This window comes from Methylorubrum sp. SL192 (assembly GCF_026672325.1).
GTDB classification, from domain to species: domain Bacteria; phylum Pseudomonadota; class Alphaproteobacteria; order Rhizobiales; family Beijerinckiaceae; genus Methylobacterium; species Methylobacterium extorquens.
In genome coordinates this window covers 4,657,083-4,679,208 of record NZ_JAPPQV010000003.1, presented here as the reverse complement: position 1 = coordinate 4,679,208, position 22,126 = coordinate 4,657,083, and the positions used below count along the sequence as shown (strand labels likewise).

General features: G+C 69.1%; 18 protein-coding genes. 9 read left to right on the top strand and 9 right to left on the bottom strand.

Features of this window, described 5'->3' with window-relative positions; all coding sequences use genetic code 11:
• Nucleotides 1–157: 157 nt before the first annotated feature.
• The 3 genes from OVA30_RS22605 to OVA30_RS22595 all read right to left on the bottom strand — a co-directional run bounded on the left by OVA30_RS22605 (nt 158) and on the right by OVA30_RS22595 (nt 5,549).
• Nucleotides 158–3,904: an AAA family ATPase gene (locus OVA30_RS22605; RefSeq protein ID WP_268177009.1), complete on the bottom strand. Its 3,747-nt coding sequence runs from the start codon at nt 3,902–3,904 to the stop codon at nt 158–160.
• Nucleotides 3,905–3,915: 11 nt separating this feature from the next.
• Nucleotides 3,916–5,163, bottom strand: coding sequence for an exonuclease SbcCD subunit D (locus tag OVA30_RS22600; protein ID WP_268177008.1), 1,248 nt, complete (start codon nt 5,161–5,163; stop codon nt 3,916–3,918).
• A 131-nt stretch (nt 5,164–5,294) separates the two neighbouring features.
• Nucleotides 5,295–5,549: a hypothetical protein gene (locus OVA30_RS22595; protein WP_268177007.1), complete on the bottom strand. Its 255-nt coding sequence runs from the start codon at nt 5,547–5,549 to the stop codon at nt 5,295–5,297.
• A 341-nt stretch (nt 5,550–5,890) separates the two neighbouring features.
• Here OVA30_RS22595 and OVA30_RS22590 point away from each other — a divergent pair, with 341 nt between their 5' ends.
• Nucleotides 5,891–6,808, top strand: coding sequence for a L,D-transpeptidase (locus tag OVA30_RS22590; protein WP_003597305.1), 918 nt, complete (start codon nt 5,891–5,893; stop codon nt 6,806–6,808).
• Nucleotides 6,809–6,876: 68 nt separating this feature from the next.
• Nucleotides 6,877–8,757 (top strand): S9 family peptidase, encoded by a 1,881-nt coding sequence (locus OVA30_RS22585; protein WP_268177006.1) that lies wholly within the window; start codon nt 6,877–6,879, stop codon nt 8,755–8,757.
• Nucleotides 8,758–8,834: 77 nt separating this feature from the next.
• Here the strand turns inward: OVA30_RS22585 and OVA30_RS22580 are convergent, their stop codons facing one another.
• Together OVA30_RS22580 and OVA30_RS22575 are read right to left on the bottom strand one after the other, a co-directional pair.
• Nucleotides 8,835–9,182, bottom strand: a complete 348-nt coding sequence (locus tag OVA30_RS22580) for a hypothetical protein (RefSeq protein WP_268177005.1) — start codon at nt 9,180–9,182, stop codon at nt 8,835–8,837.
• 185 nt (nt 9,183–9,367) lie between these two features.
• On the bottom strand, nt 9,368–10,402 hold the full coding sequence (locus OVA30_RS22575; RefSeq protein ID WP_012778998.1) for an alpha/beta hydrolase: 1,035 nt from the start codon (nt 10,400–10,402) through the stop codon (nt 9,368–9,370).
• Nucleotides 10,403–10,548: 146 nt separating this feature from the next.
• On the opposite strand from OVA30_RS22575, the gene meaB reads away from it, so the two are divergent.
• Together meaB and OVA30_RS22565 are read left to right on the top strand one after the other, a co-directional pair.
• Entirely contained in the window at nt 10,549–11,538 is a 990-nt protein-coding gene (meaB, locus tag OVA30_RS22570; RefSeq protein ID WP_012778997.1) for a methylmalonyl Co-A mutase-associated GTPase MeaB, read from the top strand.
• A complete protein-coding gene (locus OVA30_RS22565; RefSeq protein WP_268177003.1) occupies nt 11,535–12,152 on the top strand; it encodes a pyroglutamyl-peptidase I family protein in 618 nt (205 codons plus the stop codon). Before meaB ends, OVA30_RS22565 begins: the two co-directional genes overlap by 4 nt.
• Before the next feature lie 7 nt (nt 12,153–12,159).
• Here OVA30_RS22565 and leuD read toward each other — a convergent pair whose 3' ends face one another.
• Nucleotides 12,160–12,765: a 3-isopropylmalate dehydratase small subunit gene (leuD, locus tag OVA30_RS22560; RefSeq protein WP_012252105.1), complete on the bottom strand. Its 606-nt coding sequence runs from the start codon at nt 12,763–12,765 to the stop codon at nt 12,160–12,162.
• 159 nt (nt 12,766–12,924) lie between these two features.
• Here leuD and OVA30_RS22555 point away from each other — a divergent pair, with 159 nt between their 5' ends.
• Complete coding sequence (locus OVA30_RS22555) at nt 12,925–13,098, top strand: hypothetical protein (RefSeq protein WP_003597291.1); 174 nt, start codon at nt 12,925–12,927, stop codon at nt 13,096–13,098.
• 115 nt (nt 13,099–13,213) lie between these two features.
• On the opposite strand, the gene trpS is transcribed toward OVA30_RS22555, so the two are convergent.
• Complete coding sequence (trpS, locus tag OVA30_RS22550; RefSeq protein ID WP_012778995.1) at nt 13,214–14,275, bottom strand: tryptophan--tRNA ligase; 1,062 nt, start codon at nt 14,273–14,275, stop codon at nt 13,214–13,216.
• 151 nt (nt 14,276–14,426) lie between these two features.
• Nucleotides 14,427–14,756, bottom strand: a complete 330-nt coding sequence (locus OVA30_RS22545; RefSeq protein ID WP_003597287.1) for an ArsR/SmtB family transcription factor — start codon at nt 14,754–14,756, stop codon at nt 14,427–14,429.
• Between the two features lie 108 nt (nt 14,757–14,864).
• On the opposite strand from OVA30_RS22545, the gene OVA30_RS22540 reads away from it, so the two are divergent.
• Together OVA30_RS22540 and OVA30_RS22535 are read left to right on the top strand one after the other, a co-directional pair.
• Nucleotides 14,865–15,611, top strand: a complete 747-nt coding sequence (locus tag OVA30_RS22540; protein WP_268177527.1) for an SDR family oxidoreductase — start codon at nt 14,865–14,867, stop codon at nt 15,609–15,611.
• Nucleotides 15,612–15,908: 297 nt separating this feature from the next.
• A complete protein-coding gene (locus tag OVA30_RS22535; protein WP_268177001.1) occupies nt 15,909–16,595 on the top strand; it encodes a DUF2490 domain-containing protein in 687 nt (228 codons plus the stop codon).
• A 109-nt stretch (nt 16,596–16,704) separates the two neighbouring features.
• On the opposite strand, the gene OVA30_RS22530 is transcribed toward OVA30_RS22535, so the two are convergent.
• A complete protein-coding gene (locus OVA30_RS22530) occupies nt 16,705–18,771 on the bottom strand; it encodes a protein meaA (protein ID WP_012778992.1) in 2,067 nt (688 codons plus the stop codon).
• A gap of 366 nt (nt 18,772–19,137) precedes the next feature.
• On the opposite strand from OVA30_RS22530, the gene OVA30_RS22525 reads away from it, so the two are divergent.
• Together OVA30_RS22525 and ccrA are read left to right on the top strand one after the other, a co-directional pair.
• Nucleotides 19,138–20,607 (top strand): catalase, encoded by a 1,470-nt coding sequence (locus OVA30_RS22525; protein ID WP_268176999.1) that lies wholly within the window; start codon nt 19,138–19,140, stop codon nt 20,605–20,607.
• A gap of 180 nt (nt 20,608–20,787) precedes the next feature.
• The gene (ccrA, locus tag OVA30_RS22520) at nt 20,788–22,086 is read left to right on the top strand and encodes a crotonyl-CoA carboxylase/reductase (protein WP_003597276.1); all 1,299 of its coding nucleotides are present in this window, start codon (nt 20,788–20,790) and stop codon (nt 22,084–22,086) included.
• The last annotated feature ends 40 nt before the right edge of the window (nt 22,087–22,126 follow it).

Sequence of the window (22,126 nt, the reverse complement as noted above, 5' to 3'; positions counted from 1 at the left end):
TTGCCCCGCTCGCCGCCCGAGGGCTGCGAGGCCGACAATGCAGTCGGCGTGCCAACTCTCTCCCCCGCTTGAAACCCACAGTCACGCCCGGATGTGACCGCCGCGTGCTGCCGATGCGGGCACCGCTGCCTATGAACGATGCAGCGGAGACGCTGCCTCAAACGACGGCAGCGCCGCGATCCACCACCCGGACCACGCTGCGACCGCTGCCGCGCTTCTCCACCCGGATCTGCACGGCGATGCGTTCCATCATTCCGGCGACGTGCGTGATGACGCCGACCTTACGGCCGCGGCCCTGGAGCGTTTCGAGGGCATCGACGGCCAGATCGAGGGTCTCGGCGTCGAGCGAGCCGAAGCCCTCGTCGATGAACAGGGTGTCGACAAAGGATTGCCGCCCTTCCAGGCCCGACAGCGCCAGCGCCAGCGCCAGCGAGACGAGGAAGCGTTCACCGCCCGACAGGCTACGGGTCGCCCGGCGCTCGTCGCCCATGTCGCGGTCCACCACATGCAGCGCGAGGTCGGCGCCGACGCTGCGGGCGAGGCGGTAGCGGGGGCTCAGGGCCCGGAGCTGTTCGTTGGCGAGATGCACGAGGTGATCGAGGGTCACCCCTTGCGCGAAGCGGCGGAAGCGGTCGCCGCCCGCCGAGCCGATGGCCTCCTCGACCCGGTGCCACGTTGTCAGCTCAGCCGTTGCCGCCTCGATCTCCCCTGCGAGGTCGGCCGCCTTGGCGCGGGCGGCCTCATCCCGGCGCAACTCCGCATCGAGGGCGCCGAGGCGTTGCTGGGCCTGCGCCATGGCTTCGGCGAACCGGGCCGTCTCGGCCTCAGCGGCGGCAACGTCGATCCCGGCCTCGGTGTCCAGGGCTTCGACATCCGCACGGCGGGTGGCGAGGGCGGTTCGCGTCTCGGCGGCCTCACGCTCCAGCCGGTCGAGGCCGGCCCGCAGCGCGTCGCGGGTCTCGGTCGGCACGGCGAGCAGCGCGGCCACCGCCTCGCGCCCGCGCTCACCGCAGGCCTGCGCGAAGGCGTCCTCGGCCGAGCTGTGGCGTGCGGCGGCACGCTCCGAGGCCGCGATAGCACCGGCCTCGTCGGTGACGGCGCCGGTCAACGCACGGGCGGCTTCGGCACACACGGTCTGCGCGGCCTGGAGGGCTTCGCGGGCGGCACGGCGCTCGTTGTTGAGCCGGGTGCGGTGGGTGCCGGTCGGTTCGCCACCGAGGAGGCCGGCGCGTTCCGCACGGGCCTGCTGCAGACGGGTCTGCCGTTCCTCGGCCTCCGCGCGGGCCTTCACGGCGGCCCGCGTCTCGGCCTCCCGTGAGGATGCGGCGGCGGCCCGTTCGGGAGCCAGGGCGCCGAGTTGCGCCTCCAGGCCGGCCAGCCGGGTCCGCAACGCTGCGTAAGCCTGCCCGAGCCTTGAGACACAGTCGGCGCACCTCTCCGAGTCCCGGTCGAGATCGGCCAGGCTCAGATCGGCGGCGCTCAGGGCGGGGGCGATCTCATCTGCCAACTCCGCCACGCGCTGGATGAGGGCGGCCCGCGTGCTCTCCGCGCGCTCGGCCGCCAGACCGGCCTCGGTCCGGCGCCGGGTGAGGGCGTCGAGCGCGCGGGCCTCCGCTTCGGCCCGCGCCTCCGCCGCGTCGCGTTCGCGGATCAGGCCATCGATCTCGCCGCGCAGCGTCCGCGCCGTGGCAAGCACGTGCAGGGTGGCGTCGCGTTCAGTCCGGGCGGTCGTCCCGGCGGCGGCCAGCGCTGGCGCATCGGGCCCCGGCGGCAGCACGGCCGTCAGGCCCGCCGCTTCGAGTGAGGCCAGGAGACCGGGCAGCGTGGCGCGATAGCGCGCAGCAGTGGCCGCCGCCGCCTCGGCTGCGGCGGCGGCGCGCTCCTGGGCGTCGTCGCGCCGGCCTTCCGCCGCCGCGAAGTCACCGCGGGCGCGGTCGCGGGCGGCTTGATGCTCGCCGATCCGCACATCGAGTTCGGCGCGACGGGCCCGCATCTCCTCGGCGAGGCGGCCGAGCGCGCCGTCGGATTCGTGGGCGTGCGGATGGTCGGAGCTGCCGCAGACAGGGCAGGGCCCGCCTGCGACGAGCAGGCTGCGCAGGCGGGCGGCCTCGCGCGAGACGCTTTCCTCGGCCAGTTCGGCCAGGGGCGCGATCTCGGCGCGGCGGATTCCGGCCTCGTGCAAAGCTTGGTCTTCCACCCCGTAACGCGCGGCGGCCTCGGTCGCGACCAGGCCGGCCTCGGCCTCGGCCTCCGTGGCGGCGGCCCGATCGGCGAGCGCCGTGCCGTGGCGTCCGGCCAGGGCGTAGGCCTCGCGCAGGGCATCGAGCAGCCCTTCGAGAGCGGCACTACGCGCCTGCGCGGCGGGTTCGGCGAGCGCAGCGAGTGCGGCCTCGCGTTCCGCGCGAGCGCCGGCCAAGGTCTCGCGGCGCGCGCGGAACGCGGCGAGGCGGGCCGTGCCGGCTTCCGCTTCACCGTCGCAGCCGGCAATCTCGGCCCGCTGCGCCGCGCCTTCCTTTCCGGCCGCCTCCGCCTGCTCCTGCAGCCGCGCCCGTTCACGGATGCGCCGGGCGATGTCGTCACCACGTTCGGCCAGCGGCGCATGGCTGCGGTCGGCCTCAAGCTGGCGGGCCGCGGCGTCGCGTGCCGCCCGCGCCTCGTCGAGGCGGCGCTCGATCGCGGTGAGTGCGACATCCGCCGCCGCCGCCGCTTCATTCGATCGGAGGGCCACCTGCGCGGCAGCCGCGGCTTCCTGCTCGGCGATGGCAATGGTCGCGTCGAGCGCAGCGGCCCGGTCCCACAGCGGCCCGAAGCTCTTGAAGACGGCTTCCGCCGCCTCGTCCCCGGCATACGCCTCAGCCCGCTTCGCCTCGGCTGCCGCGGCGGCGGCGCGGGCGTCTCGGACACGGGCAGCGGTCGCCTCGACCCGCGCCTGCGCCTCGCCGCGCTCGCGGGCGGTCTCGCCCAAGGCCTCGGCCCGTCCGCGCAGCGGCTCGACCGCGTCGAGCTCGGCGAGCCGGGCCCGCTCCGGCCCGGCCGCGTCCAGGCTTTCACCCGCCGACACGGCGCGCCGTTCGGCCTCCGCGAGCGCCGTGCGCGCGGCCTCGATCCGGCGGGCCGTCTCCAGGATGCGGCCGACCGCGGCCTGCTCGCCGCGCCATGCCTCGACCCCAGTGCGCAAGGCCTCGCGCTCGGCGTTGCGGCTCGACAGACCCTCCGCATCGAGCAGACCGATCTCGCCGCGGCGGAGCTCCAGCGCCTCGACCGCGCGGCGGTGCTCCTCGAAGCCGAGATGCACCCGCTTCGAGATCTCGGAATAGATCGCTGTGCCGGTGATCTTCTCCAGAAGCTCGGCCCGCTCGCCCTCGGCAGCAAGAAGGAAGGCGTCGAACTCGCCCTGCGCCAGCAGCACCGTGCGGCGGAACTGGTCGAAGGTCAGGTCGGTCAGCGCGACCACCCGGTCGAGCACCTGCGTCTTGCCCGCGGCGACGGCGCTGCCATCGTCGAGCCGGTGCAGGCGCCGCCGCTCCGCCTGAAGCTTTCCGGTCGCCCGGTTGCGGGCCCGAAAAGCCTCCCAGCCGACGCGGTAGGCAACGCCATCCTGCCCGATGAAATCGACCTCGGCATAGCCGGAGCCCGCGCCCCGGCGCAGGATCGCCCGCCCGTCGCTGGCGCTCAGCGCCTCGCCACCGGGATCGGGCACGTCCTCGCGGCGGCTCACGGCGACGCGGGGATAGCGGCCGTAGAGCGCGAGGCAGAGCGCGTCGAGGATGGTGGACTTGCCCGCGCCGGTCTCGCCGGTGATGGCGAACAGGCCGGTGGCGCCGAGCGGCTCGGCCGCGAGATCGACCGCGAAGGGCGCGGCGAGGCTCGCGAGGTTCTCGCCGCGGATCGCGAGGATGCGCATGCGTTAGAGCCTCAGGCTTCCGCTCGTGCGCGGTGGAACACGTCGAGATGGGCGGGCTCGGGGTCCTCGTCCCACTTGGCGCGGTAGGCAAGGCGGAACAGCTCTTCCGGATCGCGCTCGGACAGGCGCGGCGGCGGCGCTTCGGATTCCTCGATCGCGATCGCGGTCCGCGGCGGCACCGTCACCCGCACATCGACCACGCGCACCGGGAAGCTCTCGGCGATGCGGTCCACCTCGGCGCGGTAGCCGGGCAGCAATCCCTCGCGGGCGAGCCGCACCTGGATGTAGGGCCGCGCCTCCATCGGCGGATCGGGGTCGAGCGCCAGGGCGGTGAGATGATCACCGAGATCGGCCAGCGGCATGTCGCCCGAGGCCGGCAGGCGCAGGAATGGCACGGGGCGGGGGATCTCGATATGCTCGATCTCTGCCGCGCCCGCACCGAGCGTCACCAAAGTGACCCCGTGGCGGTAGGGCTGCTCGGCCGCCGAGAGCGGGATCAGCGAGCCGCAATAGCGCACCTGTCCCCGGCCCAGCACCTGCGCCCGGTGGAGATGGCCGAGCGCCACGTAGCGCGCTTCCTCCGGAAACACGTCGGACGGCACGGCATGCTCGCCGCCGACGAGGATGCGCCGCTCCGCGCCCTCCGATTCGAGCCCGCCCGCCACATGGAGATGGCCGGTGACGAGGAGCGGCAGGCCGGCGAGCCGCGGCCGGGCCGCCTCGAAGAGCTGGCCGTAGAGGTCGCGTACCGCCCGCACGATCGGCGAGGTCTCGCCGATGCGGGGCTGCTGGCCGAGCGACGAGAGCGGCGGCAGGCAGGCGGCGGTGGGATAGGAGACGGCGAGCACCTGCGCGGCCACGTCCCCGTTGGCCGAGCGAACCGGCACGAGGTGCCGGTCGAGGTCGATCGCGCCGTCGCGGCGTCGGACATTGCCGACGACGTGGACGCCGATGGCTTCGAGCAACGGGCGCGGTGCTTCCAGCCGCCCGGCGGCATCGTGATTGCCGGCGGTGATGACGATGGTCATGGCCGGCCGCGCCGCGTGGAGCCGCGCCATCAAGGTGTAGAAGCGGGCCTGCGACTCGCCGGACGGGTTCTGGCTGTCGAACACGTCGCCGGCCACGACGAGGGCATCGACCTCGCGCTCCACGACGATGCTCTCGAGACAGCCGAACACCGCGTTGTGCTCGCGTTCGCGCGAGAAGCCGCGCAGCGTCTGGCCGATATGCCAGTCGCCCGTATGGAGAACGCGGATCACTGGAGACGCCACTCACCGCTACCGGGGCCGCGACCGTCGCCGCCTCGAGCGGTTTGTAGCGGGTTAGGACGCCGGCTTCGAGAGCGTCCCGGCCGCAGGCCCGGATCTCCTGTGATTCGTCGGCGACCGGCTCAGTGGCAGACGGTGACCGTCTTCACGATCCAGCCCTCGTCGGCCTGCCAGAGCTTGCGCCGTACGCGGTTGCAGTTGGGGGATTCGGCCGCGGTCCAGGCGGTCTGCGGCCCGAGCGGCTGCGGTACCGGCTGCGCGACCGCCGTTCGCGCCGGGCGCGGGGGGGCCGCCTTGCGGGCGGCTAGGGCTTCGCCGGGCAGCATCAGGCCGAGGCAAAGCAGTCCGAGCGAAGAGCGGAGGAGGGAGGCGCGCAAGGGAAGGGGTCCGTGGATCGGGCCGAACGGCTACGCTTGATCTAGAGACCGGCCCGGCCAATGCAATCGCCGTCCGCCACAATTCGCCCCGGAATCCGCACCTTTTTTACGAAATCGTTAAAGCCCTTCATTCGGCGCATGGCGGCCGCGCGTGTAACCTTTCGGACACAATGTTCGCACACTTGCCGGTGCAGGAGGCGTGACGGTTGCGATCGGCCCTGACGCCCGGCCGCTTCCTTGCTAGGGAGCAAGCGGGGCAGTTCAGCCGGCCCGGATGATCGTGACCGTTTCCCCGTATTCCGGAGACGTTTCCCGGCCCGGCCACTTCGATCGAGCGATCCATGTCAGTTCAGAACCGCCGTAAGCTTCTTCTCGGAGCCATGACGAGCCTCGGGCTCGCGAGCCTGCCGGCGCGCGTCCTCGCCCAGAGTTTCGAAGGGTTCGACGACGACCGTCTTTATCAGGACAGCGCCGGCCAACTCTACCGCCGCCGGGGCGGGCAGTACGTTCCCTATAATGGCCGGGTGAGCAACGGACGGCCGGTGCCGGATTCGCAGACGGATCTCGACGCCGAGGCCTATGCCCGTCGCCGGGCCGAGCGCTATGGCGAGCCGCCCGCCGCCGAGGCGCCGAACCAGACGCCGCGCCAGCAGCAGGCCGGTTATCCGGTGCCGCCGCAGGAGCCCGATAACGGTCCGATCGACTACACGCGGGCCTACGCGGCGATCGCCAACGAGCCGTTCCCGGTCCAGGCGATCCCTTACAAGAAGTTCGACCCGGTCTTCCTGCGCCAGGAGGTCGATTTCCGCACGAACGAGGCGCCGGGCACCATCGTGGTCGATCCCAAGGCGCACTTCCTCTATCTCGTCCTGCCGAACGGCCGGGCTCGGCGCTACGGCGTCGGCGTGGGTAAGCAGGGCTTCTCGTGGTCGGGCAGCGCCACCGTCAACTCGAAGCAGGCTTGGCCGGATTGGTATCCGCCCAAGGAGATGATCGCCCGCCGGCCGGACCTCGCCCGCGAGGTCGACAAGCTCCAGAGCGGCCTCGGCGTGCCCGGCGGCAGCCGCAACCCGCTCGGCGCCCGGGCCATGTACCTCTGGCAGAACAACAAGGACACGCTGTTCCGCATCCACGGCACGCTGGAGCCGCACTCCATCGGCAAGAGCGTGTCCTCGGGCTGCATCCGCATGATCAATCAGGACGCCATCGACCTGTTCAACCGCGTCGAAGTCGGCGCGAAGGTGGTGGTGCTCGGCTGATCCCGCGATAGTTTCCTAGCACGGTCAGCCCGCCTTCGGACGGCGGGCACCCGAAACGAGGAAACATCATGGTCGATCTGATCCCGCGCGCGCATCTCTTCGGCAACCCGACGCGCTACGGTCATCAGATCAGCCCCGACGGGCGCCGCCTCGGTTGGGTGGCGCCCCATGAGGGTGTGCTCAACATCTGGTCGGCGCCGATCGACGACCTTGATGCGGCCGTGCCCGTCACCACCGACCGGCGCCGCGGCATTGACGCCTACGCCTTTGCCTATGACGGGCGCCACCTGCTCTACGTGCAGGACGCGGACGGCGACGAGAACCACCACCTCTACGCCGTCGATCTCACCACGGGCGAGCGACGCGACCTGACGCCGATCCCCGGCATCGCCGCGGCGATCGTGGGCCTCAGCCGCATCGTGCGCGACCGCGTGCTCGTCGCGATCAACGACCGCGATCCGCGCTTCCACGACCTGCACAGCATCGATCTCGCCACCGGCGAGCGTAGCCTCGTGATCGAGAATCCGGGCTTTGCCGGCTTCCTGATCGACGAGCGCTACGCCGTGCGCTTCGCCTTCCGCAATCTTCCGGACGGTTCGAGCCAGTTGATCGCCCCCGATGGCGCGAACTGGAAGCCATGGCTCACCTTCCCGCCCGAGGATGCCCGCGTCTCCGGCGCGGAGAATCTCGACGCCGCCGGCACCGCCCTGTTCTGCCGCGACAGCCGCGGGCGCAACACCGCCGCGCTCACCCGCATCGATCTCGCCACCGGTGAGACCTGCGTGCTCGCCGCGCACGAGGAGGCGGATATCGGCGCGGTGCTGCAGGATGCCGAGACGCACGAGCCGGTGGCCTACTCGGTCACCCATGCCCGCAAATCCTGGCACGTGCTCGACCCGCGCTTGACCGACGACTTCGCCTTCCTCGAAACGCAGGGGCTCGGCGATTGGTATCCGGCGAGCCGCACCGAGGACGATGCGCTCTGGATCGTGGTGGCCCGCGCCGACACCCGCGTCGGCGAGGCCGCGATCTACGACCGGCAGGCAAAGACGCTGCGCTCGCTCGGCAGCGCTCGGCCGGAACTGGAGGGTGCGCCGCTCGCCCCGATGAGCCCGGCGGTCATCCGCTCCCGCGATGGGCTCGACCTCGTCTCGTATCTCAGCCGCCCGCTCGATGCGCAGGCCCTCGGCCCGCTGGTGCTGCTCGTCCATGGCGGCCCATGGGCGCGCGACAGCTTCGGCTTCGACGGCCTCCATCAATGGCTGGCCAATCGCGGCTATGCCGCGCTCAGCGTCAACTTCCGCTCCTCGACCGGCTTCGGGAAAGCCTTCCTCAATGCGGGCGACCGCGAATGGGGCCGGCGGATGGACGACGACCTCAGCGACGCCGTCGCCTGGGCGGTGGAGCAGGGTGTGGCCGATCCGGCTCGCGTGGCGATCATGGGCGGCAGCTACGGCGGCTATGCCACGCTGATGGCGCTGACCCGCAACCCCGGATCTTACGCCTGCGGTATCGACCTCGTCGGTCCGGCCAACCTCGAAACCCTGGTGCGGACGATCCCGCCCTATTGGGAGGCGATGCGGGCGCAGCTCCACCGCGCCATCGGCGATCCCGACACCGAGGAAGGCATGGCGCTGATCCGCGAGCGCTCCCCGGTCTATTTCGCCGACCGGATCAAGGCGCCGCTGCTGATCGTACAGGGCGCCAACGATCCGCGGGTGAAACAGGCCGAGTCGGACCAGATGGTCGCGGCCATGGAGCGCGGCGGCATTCCCGTGACCTACCTGCTGTTTCCGGACGAGGGCCACGGCCTCGTGCGCCCGGCCAACCGGCTGGCCTTCTTCGCGCGAGCGGAAGAGTTCCTGGCGCGCCATCTCGGCGGGCGCTGCGAGCCGATCCGCGAGGACGAATCGGCCGGGACGTCGATGCAGGTGGTGCGGGAGGGATAGGCGCGCCTCCCGATCCCATGGCCATGCCGGCGGCCTTCGCCGGCATGGCCTGTCTTGATGCGGAGAACCGCGTTGCGTCAGGCGTCGAGCACCTGATCCTCGTCCTCGTCGTCGATGTCCACGAGGAAGACGATGTCGGCCTCGTCCTCGTCGTCCGAGCCATCTCCTTCCGCTTCGTGCTGCGCGTCGGGCTCGAAATCGCCCTCGCCGTCATCGGAGGCGAGCGCGTCCTCGAACTCTTCGATCTCGTCCTCATTGGCCTTGCGTACGATCAGGTCCGACGTGCCGTTCCAGATCGGCTGGCCGTCGATCGTCATCGTGCGGATGTCTTCCTTGAAGCCGTCGCAGGTGAACAGGTCGCGGGCGGTCGCCTCGTCGCCGTTGATGACCGCGATCGCCTTGCCGTCGATCTCGAGCGTGAACATCGGGACTGTCCTCGAAAGAGGGAAAAGAGCCGCGGGCCGACGGGCGGCGCTGCGCGGGAAACCCGCACCGGACTGGCCGGGTTCGGCGGCGCTTGTAGGACGCCGGGGCCGGATTCGTCGATGGGCGAAAGCCGCGCGTTCAGGGCAATCGCCGCAAAGCGGCAATCCACCCTCCTGAATTTACTTCAGGTGCCGCTGCTTCCTCGCGAGACGGCCCGCTTCACGACGGCCTGAACCTCGCGGTTCGACAGGAACAGATCGTGGTTGAAGAGGCCGCCGCCGTAATCCGAGGCATCGGCCACGCGCACGCCCAGAGCTTCCAGGCGCTCCCGGTCGGCGGCACCCGCGCGGACGACGCCGCCGGCAATGGCGCCCGACAGTTCGAGTGCGCGATCGTTCGTCGCCGAGATGACGGTGATGCGCTTGGCGTCCGGCCCCAGGCGCTCGACGCCGTTGGTGAACAGGTCGATGTCGATGTCGGGCGCGGCGAGCACCACCGCGCCGATCCGGGCGACCGCCGCCTCGCCGGCCTCGGCCCGCAGCATGCGCAGCGTCTCTAGCGTGAGGAGTGTGCCCATCGAGTGGGCGACGATGTGGATGCGCCCGCCGCTCGGCGTGGTCGCCACGGTCTTCAAGAGGTCCTCGAACGCGTCGCGGGACCACAGCGCGCTCTCGCGGTCGTAGCCGTAATCGAAGGTCGCCGCGGCCGAAGGCCATGTGAACAGTGCCGAGGCGCCGTTGAAGCGGATGCCGTCGGAGAGGCGGGCGGCGCTGATTGCGGCTGATTCGAAGCTCTCGCGGTAGCCGTGGACGTAGATCAGCACGTCGCGGCCGAAGGCGGATTGGGCGAAGGCCGCCGCCGCGCCCGACCCCGTCGTGACGTCGCCGACGGAGCGGACGCCCCAATCGCCGCCCACCACCGCCGAAACCTTGCCGATCAGCGAGCGGTCCGGCGCAGTCATGCGCGCCTCGGCAAAGCTCAGGCCCCGGCCGCGCTCCGAGCCGAAGAACGGCGCTTTGGGCGGATTGCCGGCGGCGGGGCGACGGGTGGTGGCGATGAGGAGCACCGGGCTCACGTCGAGCGCCGACTGCGTCTCCCCGACGGTGCCGGTGGCGAGCCCGTCCATCACGCAACCCGACAGGGCAGGGGAGAGTCCGGCCACGCCAGCCAACCCCATGAGGCGCAGGAGAGAGCGGCGGGTCGCGTCGGAGGGCTGCATGAGCGGTTTCGAGTCCCCGGGGAATCCCGCTCCGGTGGCAAGCCGGCGCTGGGCGCTCCTCCTTCGCGCACGATCTTGACCGTGGCGGGGCACGATTGGGATTTTGGGCACTCGACGCCCGCGCGACGCCCCGGCATGAAGGGGCCATGAGCGCGACCCTTCCCGACATGGACACACTCCGCGAGCGGCTTCTGGCCGGCGACCGAGCGGCGCTCGCCCGCGCCATCACGCTGGCCGAGTCGCGCCGGGCCGATCACCGGGCGGCGGTGCGCGACCTCATCGACGCGGTGCTGCCGCAGACGGGGCGGGCGATCCGCGTCGGCATCACCGGCGTGCCGGGAGTCGGCAAATCCACTACCATCGACGCGCTCGGCTCGCTCCTGACGGCGGCGGGTCACAAGGTAGCGGTGCTCGCCGTCGATCCATCCTCGACCCGCACCGGCGGCTCGATCCTCGGCGACAAGACGCGGATGGCGCGGCTCGCCATCGACCGCAACGCCTTCATCCGGCCCTCGCCCTCCTCGGGCACGCTCGGCGGCGTCGCGGCCAAGACCCGTGAGACCATGCTGCTGTGCGAGGCGGCGGGCTTCGACGTGATCCTGGTCGAGACCGTCGGCGTCGGCCAGTCGGAGACGGCGGTGGCCGACCTGACCGATTTCTTCCTCGTGCTGATGCTGCCGGGGGCGGGCGACGAGCTTCAGGGCATCAAGAAGGGCATTCTCGAACTCGCCGACATGATCGCGGTCAACAAGGCCGACGATGGCGACGGCGAGCGCCGGGCGAGTGCCGCCGCCTCCGAATACCGCGCCGCGCTCCACATCCTGACGCCGCCTTCCGCCACCTGGACGCCGCCGGTGGTCACGATCTCCGGCCTGCACGGCAAGGGGCTCGATTCCCTCTGGAGCCGGATCGAGGATCACCGCGCTAAGCTCACCGCGACCGGCGAGATCGCGGGCAAGCGCCGCGAGCAGGACGTGAAGTGGATGTGGGCGCTCGTCCATGAGCGGCTGCACCAGCGCCTCGTCGGCAGCGCCGAGGTGCGGCAGGCCACTGCCGAGGCGGAGCGGGCGGTCGCGGGCGGTGAGCACTCGCCCGCTGCCGGCGCCGACGCGATCGCGACCCTGATCGGGTTGTGAGCCGTCTGCTCATCACGGGCTTCGGCCCGTTCCCGACCGTGCCCGACAATCCGAGCGCCCGCCTCGCGCGGCGTCTGGCGGCCTCGCCACATCTGCGCCGCCTCCTCGGCTACGCGCCGGACTGCCTCGTGCTGGAGACGCGCTACGGCGCCCTCGACACGCAACTCGCCCCGGCTCTGGCGAGGCGGCCGCATGCCGTGCTGATGATCGGCGTCGCCGCGCGCCGCCCCCGCGTCTGCGTCGAGATGCGGGCGGTCAACCGGGTCAGCCGGTTGTTTCCCGATGCGAGTGGGGCTGTGGGGCGCTTCCTCGCCTTCGAGCCGGATGGCCCGGCGCAGCGGCGGAGCGGGGCGGCGGCGCAGGTGCGGGTCGCCCTGAAACGCGCCGGACTCGATGCCGCCGCCTCGCGCGATGCCGGACGCTACCTGTGCAACGCCTCGTATTATCGGGTTCTGGCGACGGGGTGCCCGGCGGTTTTCGTGCACATTCCGATGCCGCCGCGCACCCGCCGTCCAAAGGCCGGCGGAGGCCGCCGGCCCGCGCTCGATCGATGGACTGAAGCCTTGATCGAGGCGGCGCGGGTGCTCGCCCTGCGGGGCAGGGCGCAGCCTTAGCAGGTCTTCAGGCCCATTCGCGCTGAGCGAGCTTTGCCTCGTAGGCGTCGATTGCCGGAGCCTTCTGGTCGAGGGTCAGGCCGATCTCGTCGAGGCCGTTGAGCAGGTTGTGCTTGCGACCCTCGTCGATGTCGAAATGCAGGGTGCCGCCGTCCGGGCCCTTGATGGTCTGCGCCGCCAGATCGATCGTCAGCGTCGCGTTGGCACCGCGTTCCGCGTCCTGGAACAGCTTTTCCAGATCCTCCGGCGAGACGACGATCGCGAGGATGCCGTTCTTGGCGCAGTTGTTGAAGAAGATGTCGGCGAAGCTCGTGGAGATCACGCAGCGGATGCCGAAATCGGCCAGCGCCCAGGGCGCGTGCTCGCGCGAGGAGCCGCAGCCGAAATTGTCGCCGACCACGAGGGTCTTGGCGTGGCGGTAGGCCGGCTGGTTGAGGACGAAATCGGGATTCTCCGAGCCGTCGTCGTTGTAGCGCATCTCCGAGAACAGGCCCTGGCCGAGCCCGGTGCGCTTGATCGTCTTGAGATACTGCTTGGGGATGATGCGGTCGGTATCGATGTTGATGATCCGCATGGGCGCGGCGACGCCCTCCAGGGTCGTGAACTTTTCCATGGGTCTTCTCGAAATCGTCGTCGGCGGCCGGGTATCAATCCTGCGGCCTTGTGCGCCGGTATTTAGCAGTCCAAGCGCCCCACCGGTAGCCGCTCCGTTTCAGCCGGCATTGCGCTTGCGTTATGATAGAATGGGTCGCGAAGGGGGATATCGAGACCGATGGCCGACACGTCAGACACTTTCAAGAAGGCGCCCAAGCGCAAGCCCGCCAAGGGCAAGAGCGTGAGCGTTTCCCCCGAGATGCGCCAAGCCTATGCCGACCTGATCAAGGAGCGGGAGGAGAAGGAGCAGGCCTATGGACGCCACTTGCGCAAGGACGAGCCCCGGCGGTGACGGCGCTAAACCGCTAGAGCCGTGCCCGACCACGTTGGGTCGGATCACGCCTCTAACCTCCTGTTTTGCCGCGCTTTCTTTCGCCGAACCGGTGTCCACTTCGTCGGAAAGCGCTTTAAACCGCCCTGAGCGCCGGCCCGCGCCGGACGAAGCCGACGATGTCCTTGACCGCATCCAGCGTCGGCGCCGCGATCGCCTCGGCTCGGCCCGCGCCGTCTCCGAGAACGGAATCGATATAGGCCGGATCGGCGACGAGCCGCTTCATCTCGGCACCGATCGGCGCCAGCGTTTCGACGGCGAGATCGACCAGAGCCGGCTTGAAGCTGGAGAATTGCGCTCCGCCGAAATCCGCCAGCACTTCATCGCGGGTGATGCCGCGCAGCGCCGCGAAGATGCCGACGAGGTTGTCGGCCTCCGGCCGGCCGGCCAGGCCCGCGACCTCCGAGGGGAGGGGCTCTGGATCGGTCTTGGCCTTGCGCACCTTCTGGGCGATGGCGTCGGCGTCGTCGGTGAGCGCGATGCGCGAATACTCGGACGGGTCCGACTTCGACATCTTCTTGGTGCCGTCGCGTAGGGACATCACGCGCGCCGCCGGCCCGCCGATCAGCGGCTCGGTGATCGGGAAGAACTGTTCGCCGTGGCCATGCGCCAGGATCGACCCCGCGAAGTCGTTGTTGAACTTCTGCGCGATGTCGCGGGTCAGTTCGAGGTGCTGCTTCTGATCCTCACCCACGGGCACATGCGTGGCGCGATAAGCGAGGATGTCGGCGGCCATCAGCACGGGGTAATCGTAGAGACCGATGGAGGCGTTCTCCCGGTCCTTGCCGGCCTTGTCCTTGAACTGCGTCATGCGGTTGAGCCAGCCGAGGCGGGCGACGCAGTTGAAGATCCAGGCGAGTTCCGCGTGCTGCGGCACCTGGGACTGGTTGAAGACGATGGAGCGCTTCGGATCGATGCCGGCGGCAAGGAAGGCCGCGGTGACCTCGCGGATCTGGCCCTTGAGCGCCTCCGGGTCCTGCCACATCGTGATGGCGTGGAGATCGACCACGCAATAAAGGCACTGCGCGTCGCGCGCCTGCATCTCGACGAAGCGCTTGATGGCGCCGAGATAATTGCCGAGGTGCAGGTTCCCGGTCGGCTGGACGCCGGAGAACACGAGTTCGGTGAACGCGGCCATCGGCGCGGGTCCCTGGAAAGAAGGTCCGGGCCGAGGCGATCTCGCATCCCGCTTGAAGCGGCGGTTTCTGGCACCCGCAGCGGCGACCGGTCAAGCAGGATGGGCCGCGCTCCGGCGCCTCCCGTCCCGCGGCCACATCATCCGTGGGCGATTACGAAGCCCGCGCCGCGTAGGCGTTCATGATCGCGGAGAGCAGGCCGGGGAACCGCGTCTCCACTTCGGCGCAGCGCGAGTGGTTGCGCATCTCGACGCCGTGACGCTCACAGCGGATCAAGCCCGCCTCGCGCAGCACCTTGAAGTGGCTCGACAGCGACGATTTCGGGATCACCTGATCGCCTACCGATGAGAGGGCCGAGCACGCTTCCACGCAGCCGGCCTTCGTGATCCGGGCGAAGATGGCCGCCCGGCGCGGATCGGACAGGGCGTGGAGGATCGCCTCCGGCTGGACGTCCTCGATCGCGGGGTGAAACAGGGGCCTCATGATTTATCCATATGGGGGCTTGAACCCCGCTTCCATAGTTCCGAAATCCCGAACTATGGGACTGAGGTGACCGTACCGGCGCCGGCCCATGTCAAAGGGTTAGCACAGATGTCAAAGCTTGAGGGCAAGGTCGCGGTCGTCACCGGTGCGTCGAAGGGGATCGGCGCCGCCATCGCGAAGGCATTGGCGAAGGATGGCGCGGCCGTCGTCGTCAACTACGCATCGAGCAAGGCCGGCGCGGATGCCGTCGTCGATGCCATCACGGCCGCCGGTGGCAGAGCCATCGCTGTCCAGGCCGATGTCTCGCAGGCCGCGCAGGCACGGGGCTTGGTCGAGGCCGCGGTGCAGCAATTCGGTCGGCTCGACGTGCTAGTAAACAATTCCGGCGTCTACGAATTCGCGGCGATTGAGGAAGTGACCGAAGAGCATTACCGCCGCATCTTCGACGTCAACGTGCTGGGCGTCTTGCTCGCGACCCAGGCAGCATCGAAATACCTGGGAGAGGGCGGGAGCATCATCAACATCTCGTCCGTCGTCACCGACGTGCTGATGCCGACGAGTGCGGTCTATAGCGGGACCAAGGGGGCCCTGAATGCGATCTCGGGCGTCCTCGCCAACGAGTTGGCCCCGCGCAAGATCCGGGTCAACGTCGTCAGCCCCGGCTACGTCGTGACCGAGGGCACCCACACCGCCGGCATCGCCGGCTCGGAGATGGAAGCCGGCCTCGTCGCACAGACACCGCTCGGCCGATCCGGCCAGCCGGACGACATCGCCGGGGTCGTCGCGTTCCTCGCCTCCGACGATGCCCGCTGGGTCACCGGCGAGGTGATCAACGCCAGCGGCGGCGTTCGCTAGGGCGCTGCGTTTCTTCCTGCGCCCACGCGAAAGGGGCGCAGGAGGAAACCTCAAAGGAGGCGGGCCGGCCCTGTTCCGTCATCGTCGGCCTGCGTCGTTTCACCGTTTCCTGAGGGACGCGGCTGACCCGTCAGTGGGCGCTTCGTGCCGAGAACGGTCTCGACGCCAGACCGTTTGCGGCTCAGGTCGCATGCGGCCCTTGGTGAGCTTGACGTTACGCTCGGAGAACGGACATTCCCATTCCTGCCCTGACACCCCAAGCCGACGAGGGGCGAAGCTGCGGGCAGAGAGTGGATCGTGATCCGACATACGCGCCTCCTCCTCGTTTCCCTTTGCCTGATCGCGACAGGCGCGCAGGCCTCGGCCGAGCCAGTGCAAGACGGGCAGCTCTGGATCAACACGACCCTGTTCGGGTCCGTCGGCGATGTGGCCTACTTCGCGGAAGTTCAGCCGCGGATCGGCAATGGCATTTCGCAGCTCGACCAGCTCATTCTCCGTCCGGCGGTGGGCTGGAAGGTCAACGACGCGCTCGTGCTCTACCAGGGCTACGCCTATGTCGAAGACCACGGCATGCGTGACAATGTGCGGATCGAGGATCGCAGCTTCCAGGAGATCAACTGGAAGATCGGAGAGTTCTCCGGGGTGAAGGTCTCATCCCGCACCCGCTTCGAGCAGCGATGGCAATCCGCCGGGCGGGATGTAGGGTTTCGGCTGCGCGAGAATCTGCGTTTCGCGATGCCCCTGCCGCAGGGTTGGGGCGGTGTCTCAGCGGTCGGCTGGACAGAACTCTTCGTGGCCCTGAACGACACGGATTGGGGCACCCGGGCCGGCTTTGACCGCGTCCGGGCCTTCATCGGCCTCGAACTGCCGATCGGTGGGAAATCAACGGTCGAGATCGGGTACCTGAACCAGACGGCCCGGACGCAGGCCAGCGGGATCGAGCTGGATCACATCCTGTCGCTCAATCTCTTCGTTCGATACTGACAGGCGCCCCGCGCCGCGACCGACGCCGGCTCGGCGAGGATCGCGGACATCGATTCTGAAGAGCGGTGACGATCCGTTCGGCACCACTCCTGGTCCATCGCGGCGGACTTCAGAAGACCTGCGCCCCGCTCTCGTTCCGCTTCGGCGCGCCCGGCACGCCGGCTTCCGTATCCGCCCGGTCGGCAGCGCGCTTGTCGAGCGCCCGCTCCACCACCTTGGCAAGCCCGACCATGATCTTGTCGAGCTCGTAGTCCTTCGGCGTGTAGACGGCGGTGACACCCATATTCTTGAGCACGAGTTCGTCCTCGGTCGAGATGATGCCGCCGACGACGACCGGCACGTGGTCGAGCCCGGCCTCGCGCAGCTTGGCCTTCACCTCGCGCACAAGGGGGACGTGGCTGCCCGACAGCACCGAGAGGCCGATGACGTGGGCGCCGCGCTCCTTCGCCTTGGCGACGATCTCGGTCGGCGTCTGGCGGATGCCGTCATAGGTCACGTCGAAGCCGACATCGCGGGCGCGCAAAGCGATCTGCTCGGCGCCGTTGGAATGGCCGTCGAGGCCCGGCTTGCCGACCACCAGGCGGGGCGTCTCGCCGAGCCGTTCGCCGAGATCGGCGATGAGCAGGCGAGCATCCTCCGCCGCGCCGGAAGTGACGGTCTGCAGCGTCACGCCCGTGGGCGCGCGGTACTCGCCGAACACCTCACGCAGGCGCTGGCCCCACTCGCCCGTCGTCACGCCCGCCTTCGCCGCGGCGATGGAGGGCGGCATGATGTTGGTGCCCGAGCGCGCGGCCTGTTCCAGATCCGCGAGCGCCTGTCCGACCGCGCGGTCGTCGCGCTTGGAGCGCCATTCGCGGATGCGGGCCTCGGCCTCCATCTCCACCGTCTCCGAGACGGTGAAGATCGCGCCGTCCCCGGCCGTCAGCGGCGAGGGCTCGCCCTGCTGCCACTTGTTGACGCCGACGACGATCTGCTCGCCCTTCTCGATCGCCGAGATGCGCCGGGCATTCGACTCGACCAGCGCCCGCTTGAGTTCGCCCGCCTCGACCGCCGTGACCGCCCCGCCGATTTCGGCGATGCGCGTCAGCTCGGCCCGGGTCTGCTCCTTGAGCGCCTCGACGCGGGCCTCGATCACCGTCGAGCCGTCGAAGATGTCGTCGTATTCCAGCAGGTCGGTCTCGAAGGCGAGGATCTGCTGCATCCGCATCGACCATTGCTGGTCCCACGGGCGCGGCAGGCCGAGCGCCTCGTTCCAGGCCGGAAGCTGCACCGCGCGGGCGCGGGCGCGCTTCGACAGCGTCACCGCCAGCATCTCGATGAGGATGCGGTGGACGTTGTTCTCGGGCTGCTGCTCCGTCAGCCCCAGGCTGTTGACCTGCACGCCGTAGCGGAAAATCCGCTTCTTGGCGTCGGTGATGCCGTAGCGCTCCTGGGCGATCTCGTCCCACAGCTCGGCAAACGCCCGCATCTTGCAGATCTCGGTGACGAACCGCATGCCGGCGTTCACGAAGAACGAGATTCGGCTGAAGACGTCGGAGAAGCTGGCCTCGTCGAAATCGGGGTCGTCGCGCACCGTGTCGAGCACGGCGATGGCGATGGCCAGCGCGTAAGAGAGTTCCTGAACCGGCGTCGCCCCCGCCTCCTGCAGGTGGTAGGAGCAGACGTTCATCGGGTTCCACTTCGGCACGTTCTTGGTCGTGAACAGGATCACGTCCTTGGTGAGCCGAAGCGAGGGCGCGGGCGGAAACACGTAGGTACCGCGCGAGAGATATTCCTTGATGATGTCGTTCTGCGTGGTGCCCTGGAGTGCCGCGAGCGGCGCGCCCTGCTCCTCGGCCACCGCGAGGTAGAGCGACAACAGCCACGGCGCCGTGGCGTTGATCGTCATCGAGGTGTTCATCTGTGCCAGCGGGATCTGGTCGAACAGGGCCCGCATGTCGCCGAGATGCGCGATCGAGACGCCGACCTTGCCGACCTCGCCGCGGGCGAGTTCGTGATCCGGGTCGTAGCCGGTCTGCGTCGGCAGATCGAAGGCGACCGAGAGGCCGGTCTGACCCTTGGCCAGGTTGCCGCGATAGAGCTTGTTGGACTCCGCCGCCGTGGAATGCCCCGCATAGGTGCGGATGATCCACGGCTTGTCGCGCTTGACCTCGGCGACGCTCGCTTGCGCGCTCATCCCACTCGACTCCCTGTCCGATGCAATCGCGCGCCTTGAGGCGCGGCTATTGGCCGGCACCGTAGCGAAGCCGCTGCGTCGCGTCATCTGGGAGAAAGGTCGAGGGTGCGTGCCTCAAGCCCTGGAAAAACTTGATGTGGCGGTGAAGCGGATTTGTCGTTGGGCGGCCGGCTCCCGACACAACGCGAGCCCCCGGCGCCTTTCAAATCCCCGTGATCGTTCAACCGCCTGGCGACAGATGCACCGCATCGTTGCAGAAACGAATGGCTCCAAGCTCGGCCTGACGCGTTGGGGCGGCAACGTTCGCACGGCGCAAAGCTGGTTGCGACGCCCGCCCGCAGAGGCATCGAGACGGAGAGACATGCGATGGCAGACCAGGGCCCGCGCCTGACCACGGCCTTCGGAAACCCGGTTTCCGATAATCAGAATTCGCTCACCGCCGGCTCGCGTGGGCCGGTTCTGATGCAGGACTACCACCTCATCGAGAAGATGGCCCATTTCAACCGGGAGCGGATCCCGGAGCGGGTGGTGCACGCCAAGGGCTACGGCGCCTACGGCACGTTCCGGCTCACCAAGTCGCTGGCCGAGTACACCCGCGCCAAGGTGCTGACCGAGATCGGCAAGGACGTGCCGATGGTGGCCCGCTTCTCCACCGTCGGCGGCGAGTCCGGTTCGGCCGACACCGCCCGCGACCCCCGCGGCTTTGCCCTCAAGTTCTACACTGAGGAGGGCAACTGGGATCTTGTCGGCAACAACACCCCGATCTTCTTCGTGCGCGACGCGATCAAGTTCTCCGACTTCATCCGCACCCAGAAGCGCGATCCGCGCACCCACCTGAAACCCCACTGGCGCCGCTGGGACTTCTGGAGCCTGTCGCCGGAGGCGATCCATCAGGTCATGTTCCTGTACTCGGATCGCGGCACGCCGAAATCGGCGCGCTTCATGAACGGCTACGGCTCGCATACCTTCTCGCTCTGGAACGACCGGGGCGAGCGCCACTGGGTGAAGTTCCACTTCCACACCAAGCAGGGCATCCAGAACTTCTCGGCCGATGAGGCCGACGAGGTGGCGGGCAAGGATCCGGACTACTCCTCCGCCGACCTCTCCACCGCCATTGAGCAGGGCGACTTTCCAAAATGGAAGGTCTCCGTGCAGCTCATGCCGGAATTGGACGCCGACACCTACCGCATCAACCCGTTCGACCTGACCAAGGTCTGGCCGCACGGCGACTATCCGCTGATCGAGATCGGCGAGATGGAGCTCAACCGCAATCCCGAGAACTACTTCGCCGAGATCGAGCAGTCTGCTTTCGAGCCCTCGAACGTGGTGCCCGGCATCGGTTTCTCGCCGGACAAGATGCTGCAGAACCGGGTGCTGTCCTATGCCGACGCCCACCGCTACCGGCTCGGCGTGAACTACCAGCAGATCCCGGTGAACCAGGCGAAGAACGCTGACGTTCAGACCTATCACCGCGACGGCGCCATGCGCACCGACGGCAATCACGGCGCCCAGGTCGATTACGAGCCGAACTCCTTCGGCGGTCCGAAACAGGACCCGTCCTTCAGCGAACCGCCGCTGCGGATCCAGGGCGATGCCGGCCGCTACGGCTGGCCGGGCGACGACGAGGATCTCTACGGTCAGCCCAAGCTGTTCTGGACCAAGGTGCTCGATGAGGGCGGCCGCAAGCGGCTCGTCGAGAACATCGTCACCTCAATGGGCGACAGCCCGCGCCACATTCAGGAGCGGATGATCGCGCACTGGTTCAAGGTGCATGAGGATTTCGGGCGCGGTGTAGCCCAGGGGCTCGGCATCGATGCGGCACAGGCCGCCGAATAGTCATCTCAACATTATTTTGAATACAGGGGCATCGACGTTGGTCGGTGCCTCTTTTTTGTGCGGACGAGGCAAAGCCTTGCCTTTTAGACCACTTGGAAGGCTGGAAACATCGTGCTTATAGCGTCGGCCAAGGTCGCGCGGTTCGTCACGCGCGTGCCAGAACCAACAGGGAGTGCCACGATGGCTGCAAGCGCAGCACCGGCCTGGACCGGGCAGACGGCGGAAGCCAAGGACCTTTACGAGCTCGGCGAGATCCCCCCGCTCGGCCACGTGCCTGCCAAGATGTATGCCTGGGCGATCCGCCGCGAGCGCCACGGGCCGCCGGAGCAGTCGCACCAGCTCGAAGTGCTTCCCGTCTGGGAGATCGGTGACGACGAGGTGCTCGTCTACGTCATGGCCGCGGGCGTGAACTACAACGGCGTCTGGGCCGGCCTCGGCGAGCCGATCTCGCCGTTCGACGTGCACAAGGGCGAGTACCACATCGCCGGCTCCGACGCGTCGGGCATCGTCTGGAAGGTCGGCGCCAAGGTGAAGCGCTGGAAGGTCGGCGACGAGGTCATCGTCCACTGCAACCAGGACGACGGCGACGACGAGGAGTGCAACGGCGGCGACCCGATGTTCTCGCCGACCCAGCGGATCTGGGGTTACGAGACCGGCGACGGTTCGTTCGCGCAGTTCTGCCGGGTGCAGTCGCGCCAGCTCATGGCCCGCCCCAAGCACCTGACCTGGGAAGAGGCCGCCTGCTACACGCTGACGCTCGCCACCGCCTACCGCATGCTGTTCGGCCACGCGCCGCACACCGTGCGTCCGGGCCAGAACGTGCTGATCTGGGGCGCCTCCGGCGGCCTCGGCGTGTTCGGCGTCCAGCTCTGCGCGGCCTCCGGCGCCAACGCCATCGCCGTGATCTCGGACGAGTCGAAGCGCGACTACGTGATGAGCCTCGGTGCCAAGGGCGTCATCAACCGCAAGGACTTCGACTGCTGGGGTCAGCTCCCGACCGTCAACAGCCCCGAATACAACACCTGGCTCAAGGAAGCCCGGAAGTTCGGCAAGGCGATCTGGGACATCACCGGCAAGGGCAACGACGTCGACATCGTGTTCGAGCATCCCGGCGAGGCGACCTTCCCGGTCTCGACGCTGGTGGCCAAGCGCGGCGGCATGATCGTGTTCTGCGCCGGCACCACCGGCTTCAACATCACCTTCGACGCCCGCTACGTCTGGATGCGGCAGAAGCGCATCCAGGGCTCGCACTTCGCCCACCTCAAGCAGGCCTCGGCCGCCAACCAGTTCGTGATGGACCGGCGCGTCGATCCCTGCATGAGCGAGGTGTTCCCCTGGGACAAGATCCCGGCGGCGCACACCAAGATGTGGAAGAACCAGCACCCGCCGGGCAACATGGCGGTGCTCGTCAACTCCACCCGCGCGGGTCTGCGCACGGTCGAGGACGTGATCGAGGCCGGTCCGCTCAAGGCGATGTGAGCCAGCCCACGTGACACGAAGAAGCCCGCGTATCCCGGTG

Excerpts from the sequence above, each read along its gene's own strand:
- OVA30_RS22575 (WP_012778998.1), bottom strand. The coding sequence starts at position 10,402 with ATGCAGCCCTCCGACGCGACCCGCCGCTCTCTCCTGCGCCTCATGGGG.
- OVA30_RS22555 (WP_003597291.1), top strand. The coding sequence starts at position 12,925 with ATGGCCGACACGTCAGACACTTTCAAGAAGGCGCCCAAGCGCAAGCCC.
- ccrA (WP_003597276.1), top strand. The coding sequence starts at position 20,788 with ATGGCTGCAAGCGCAGCACCGGCCTGGACCGGGCAGACGGCGGAAGCC.
- trpS (WP_012778995.1), bottom strand. The coding sequence starts at position 14,275 with ATGGCCGCGTTCACCGAACTCGTGTTCTCCGGCGTCCAGCCGACCGGG.
- leuD (WP_012252105.1), bottom strand. The coding sequence starts at position 12,765 with ATGGAAAAGTTCACGACCCTGGAGGGCGTCGCCGCGCCCATGCGGATC.
- OVA30_RS22545 (WP_003597287.1), bottom strand. The coding sequence starts at position 14,756 with ATGAGGCCCCTGTTTCACCCCGCGATCGAGGACGTCCAGCCGGAGGCG.
- OVA30_RS22540 (WP_268177527.1), top strand. The coding sequence starts at position 14,865 with ATGTCAAAGCTTGAGGGCAAGGTCGCGGTCGTCACCGGTGCGTCGAAG.
- OVA30_RS22580 (WP_268177005.1), bottom strand. The coding sequence starts at position 9,182 with ATGTTCACGCTCGAGATCGACGGCAAGGCGATCGCGGTCATCAACGGC.
- meaB (WP_012778997.1), top strand. The coding sequence starts at position 10,549 with ATGAGCGCGACCCTTCCCGACATGGACACACTCCGCGAGCGGCTTCTG.
- OVA30_RS22605 (WP_268177009.1), bottom strand. The coding sequence starts at position 3,904 with ATGCGCATCCTCGCGATCCGCGGCGAGAACCTCGCGAGCCTCGCCGCG.
- OVA30_RS22585 (WP_268177006.1), top strand. The coding sequence starts at position 6,877 with ATGGTCGATCTGATCCCGCGCGCGCATCTCTTCGGCAACCCGACGCGC.
- OVA30_RS22590 (WP_003597305.1), top strand. The coding sequence starts at position 5,891 with ATGTCAGTTCAGAACCGCCGTAAGCTTCTTCTCGGAGCCATGACGAGC.
- OVA30_RS22530 (WP_012778992.1), bottom strand. The coding sequence starts at position 18,771 with ATGAGCGCGCAAGCGAGCGTCGCCGAGGTCAAGCGCGACAAGCCGTGG.
- OVA30_RS22525 (WP_268176999.1), top strand. The coding sequence starts at position 19,138 with ATGGCAGACCAGGGCCCGCGCCTGACCACGGCCTTCGGAAACCCGGTT.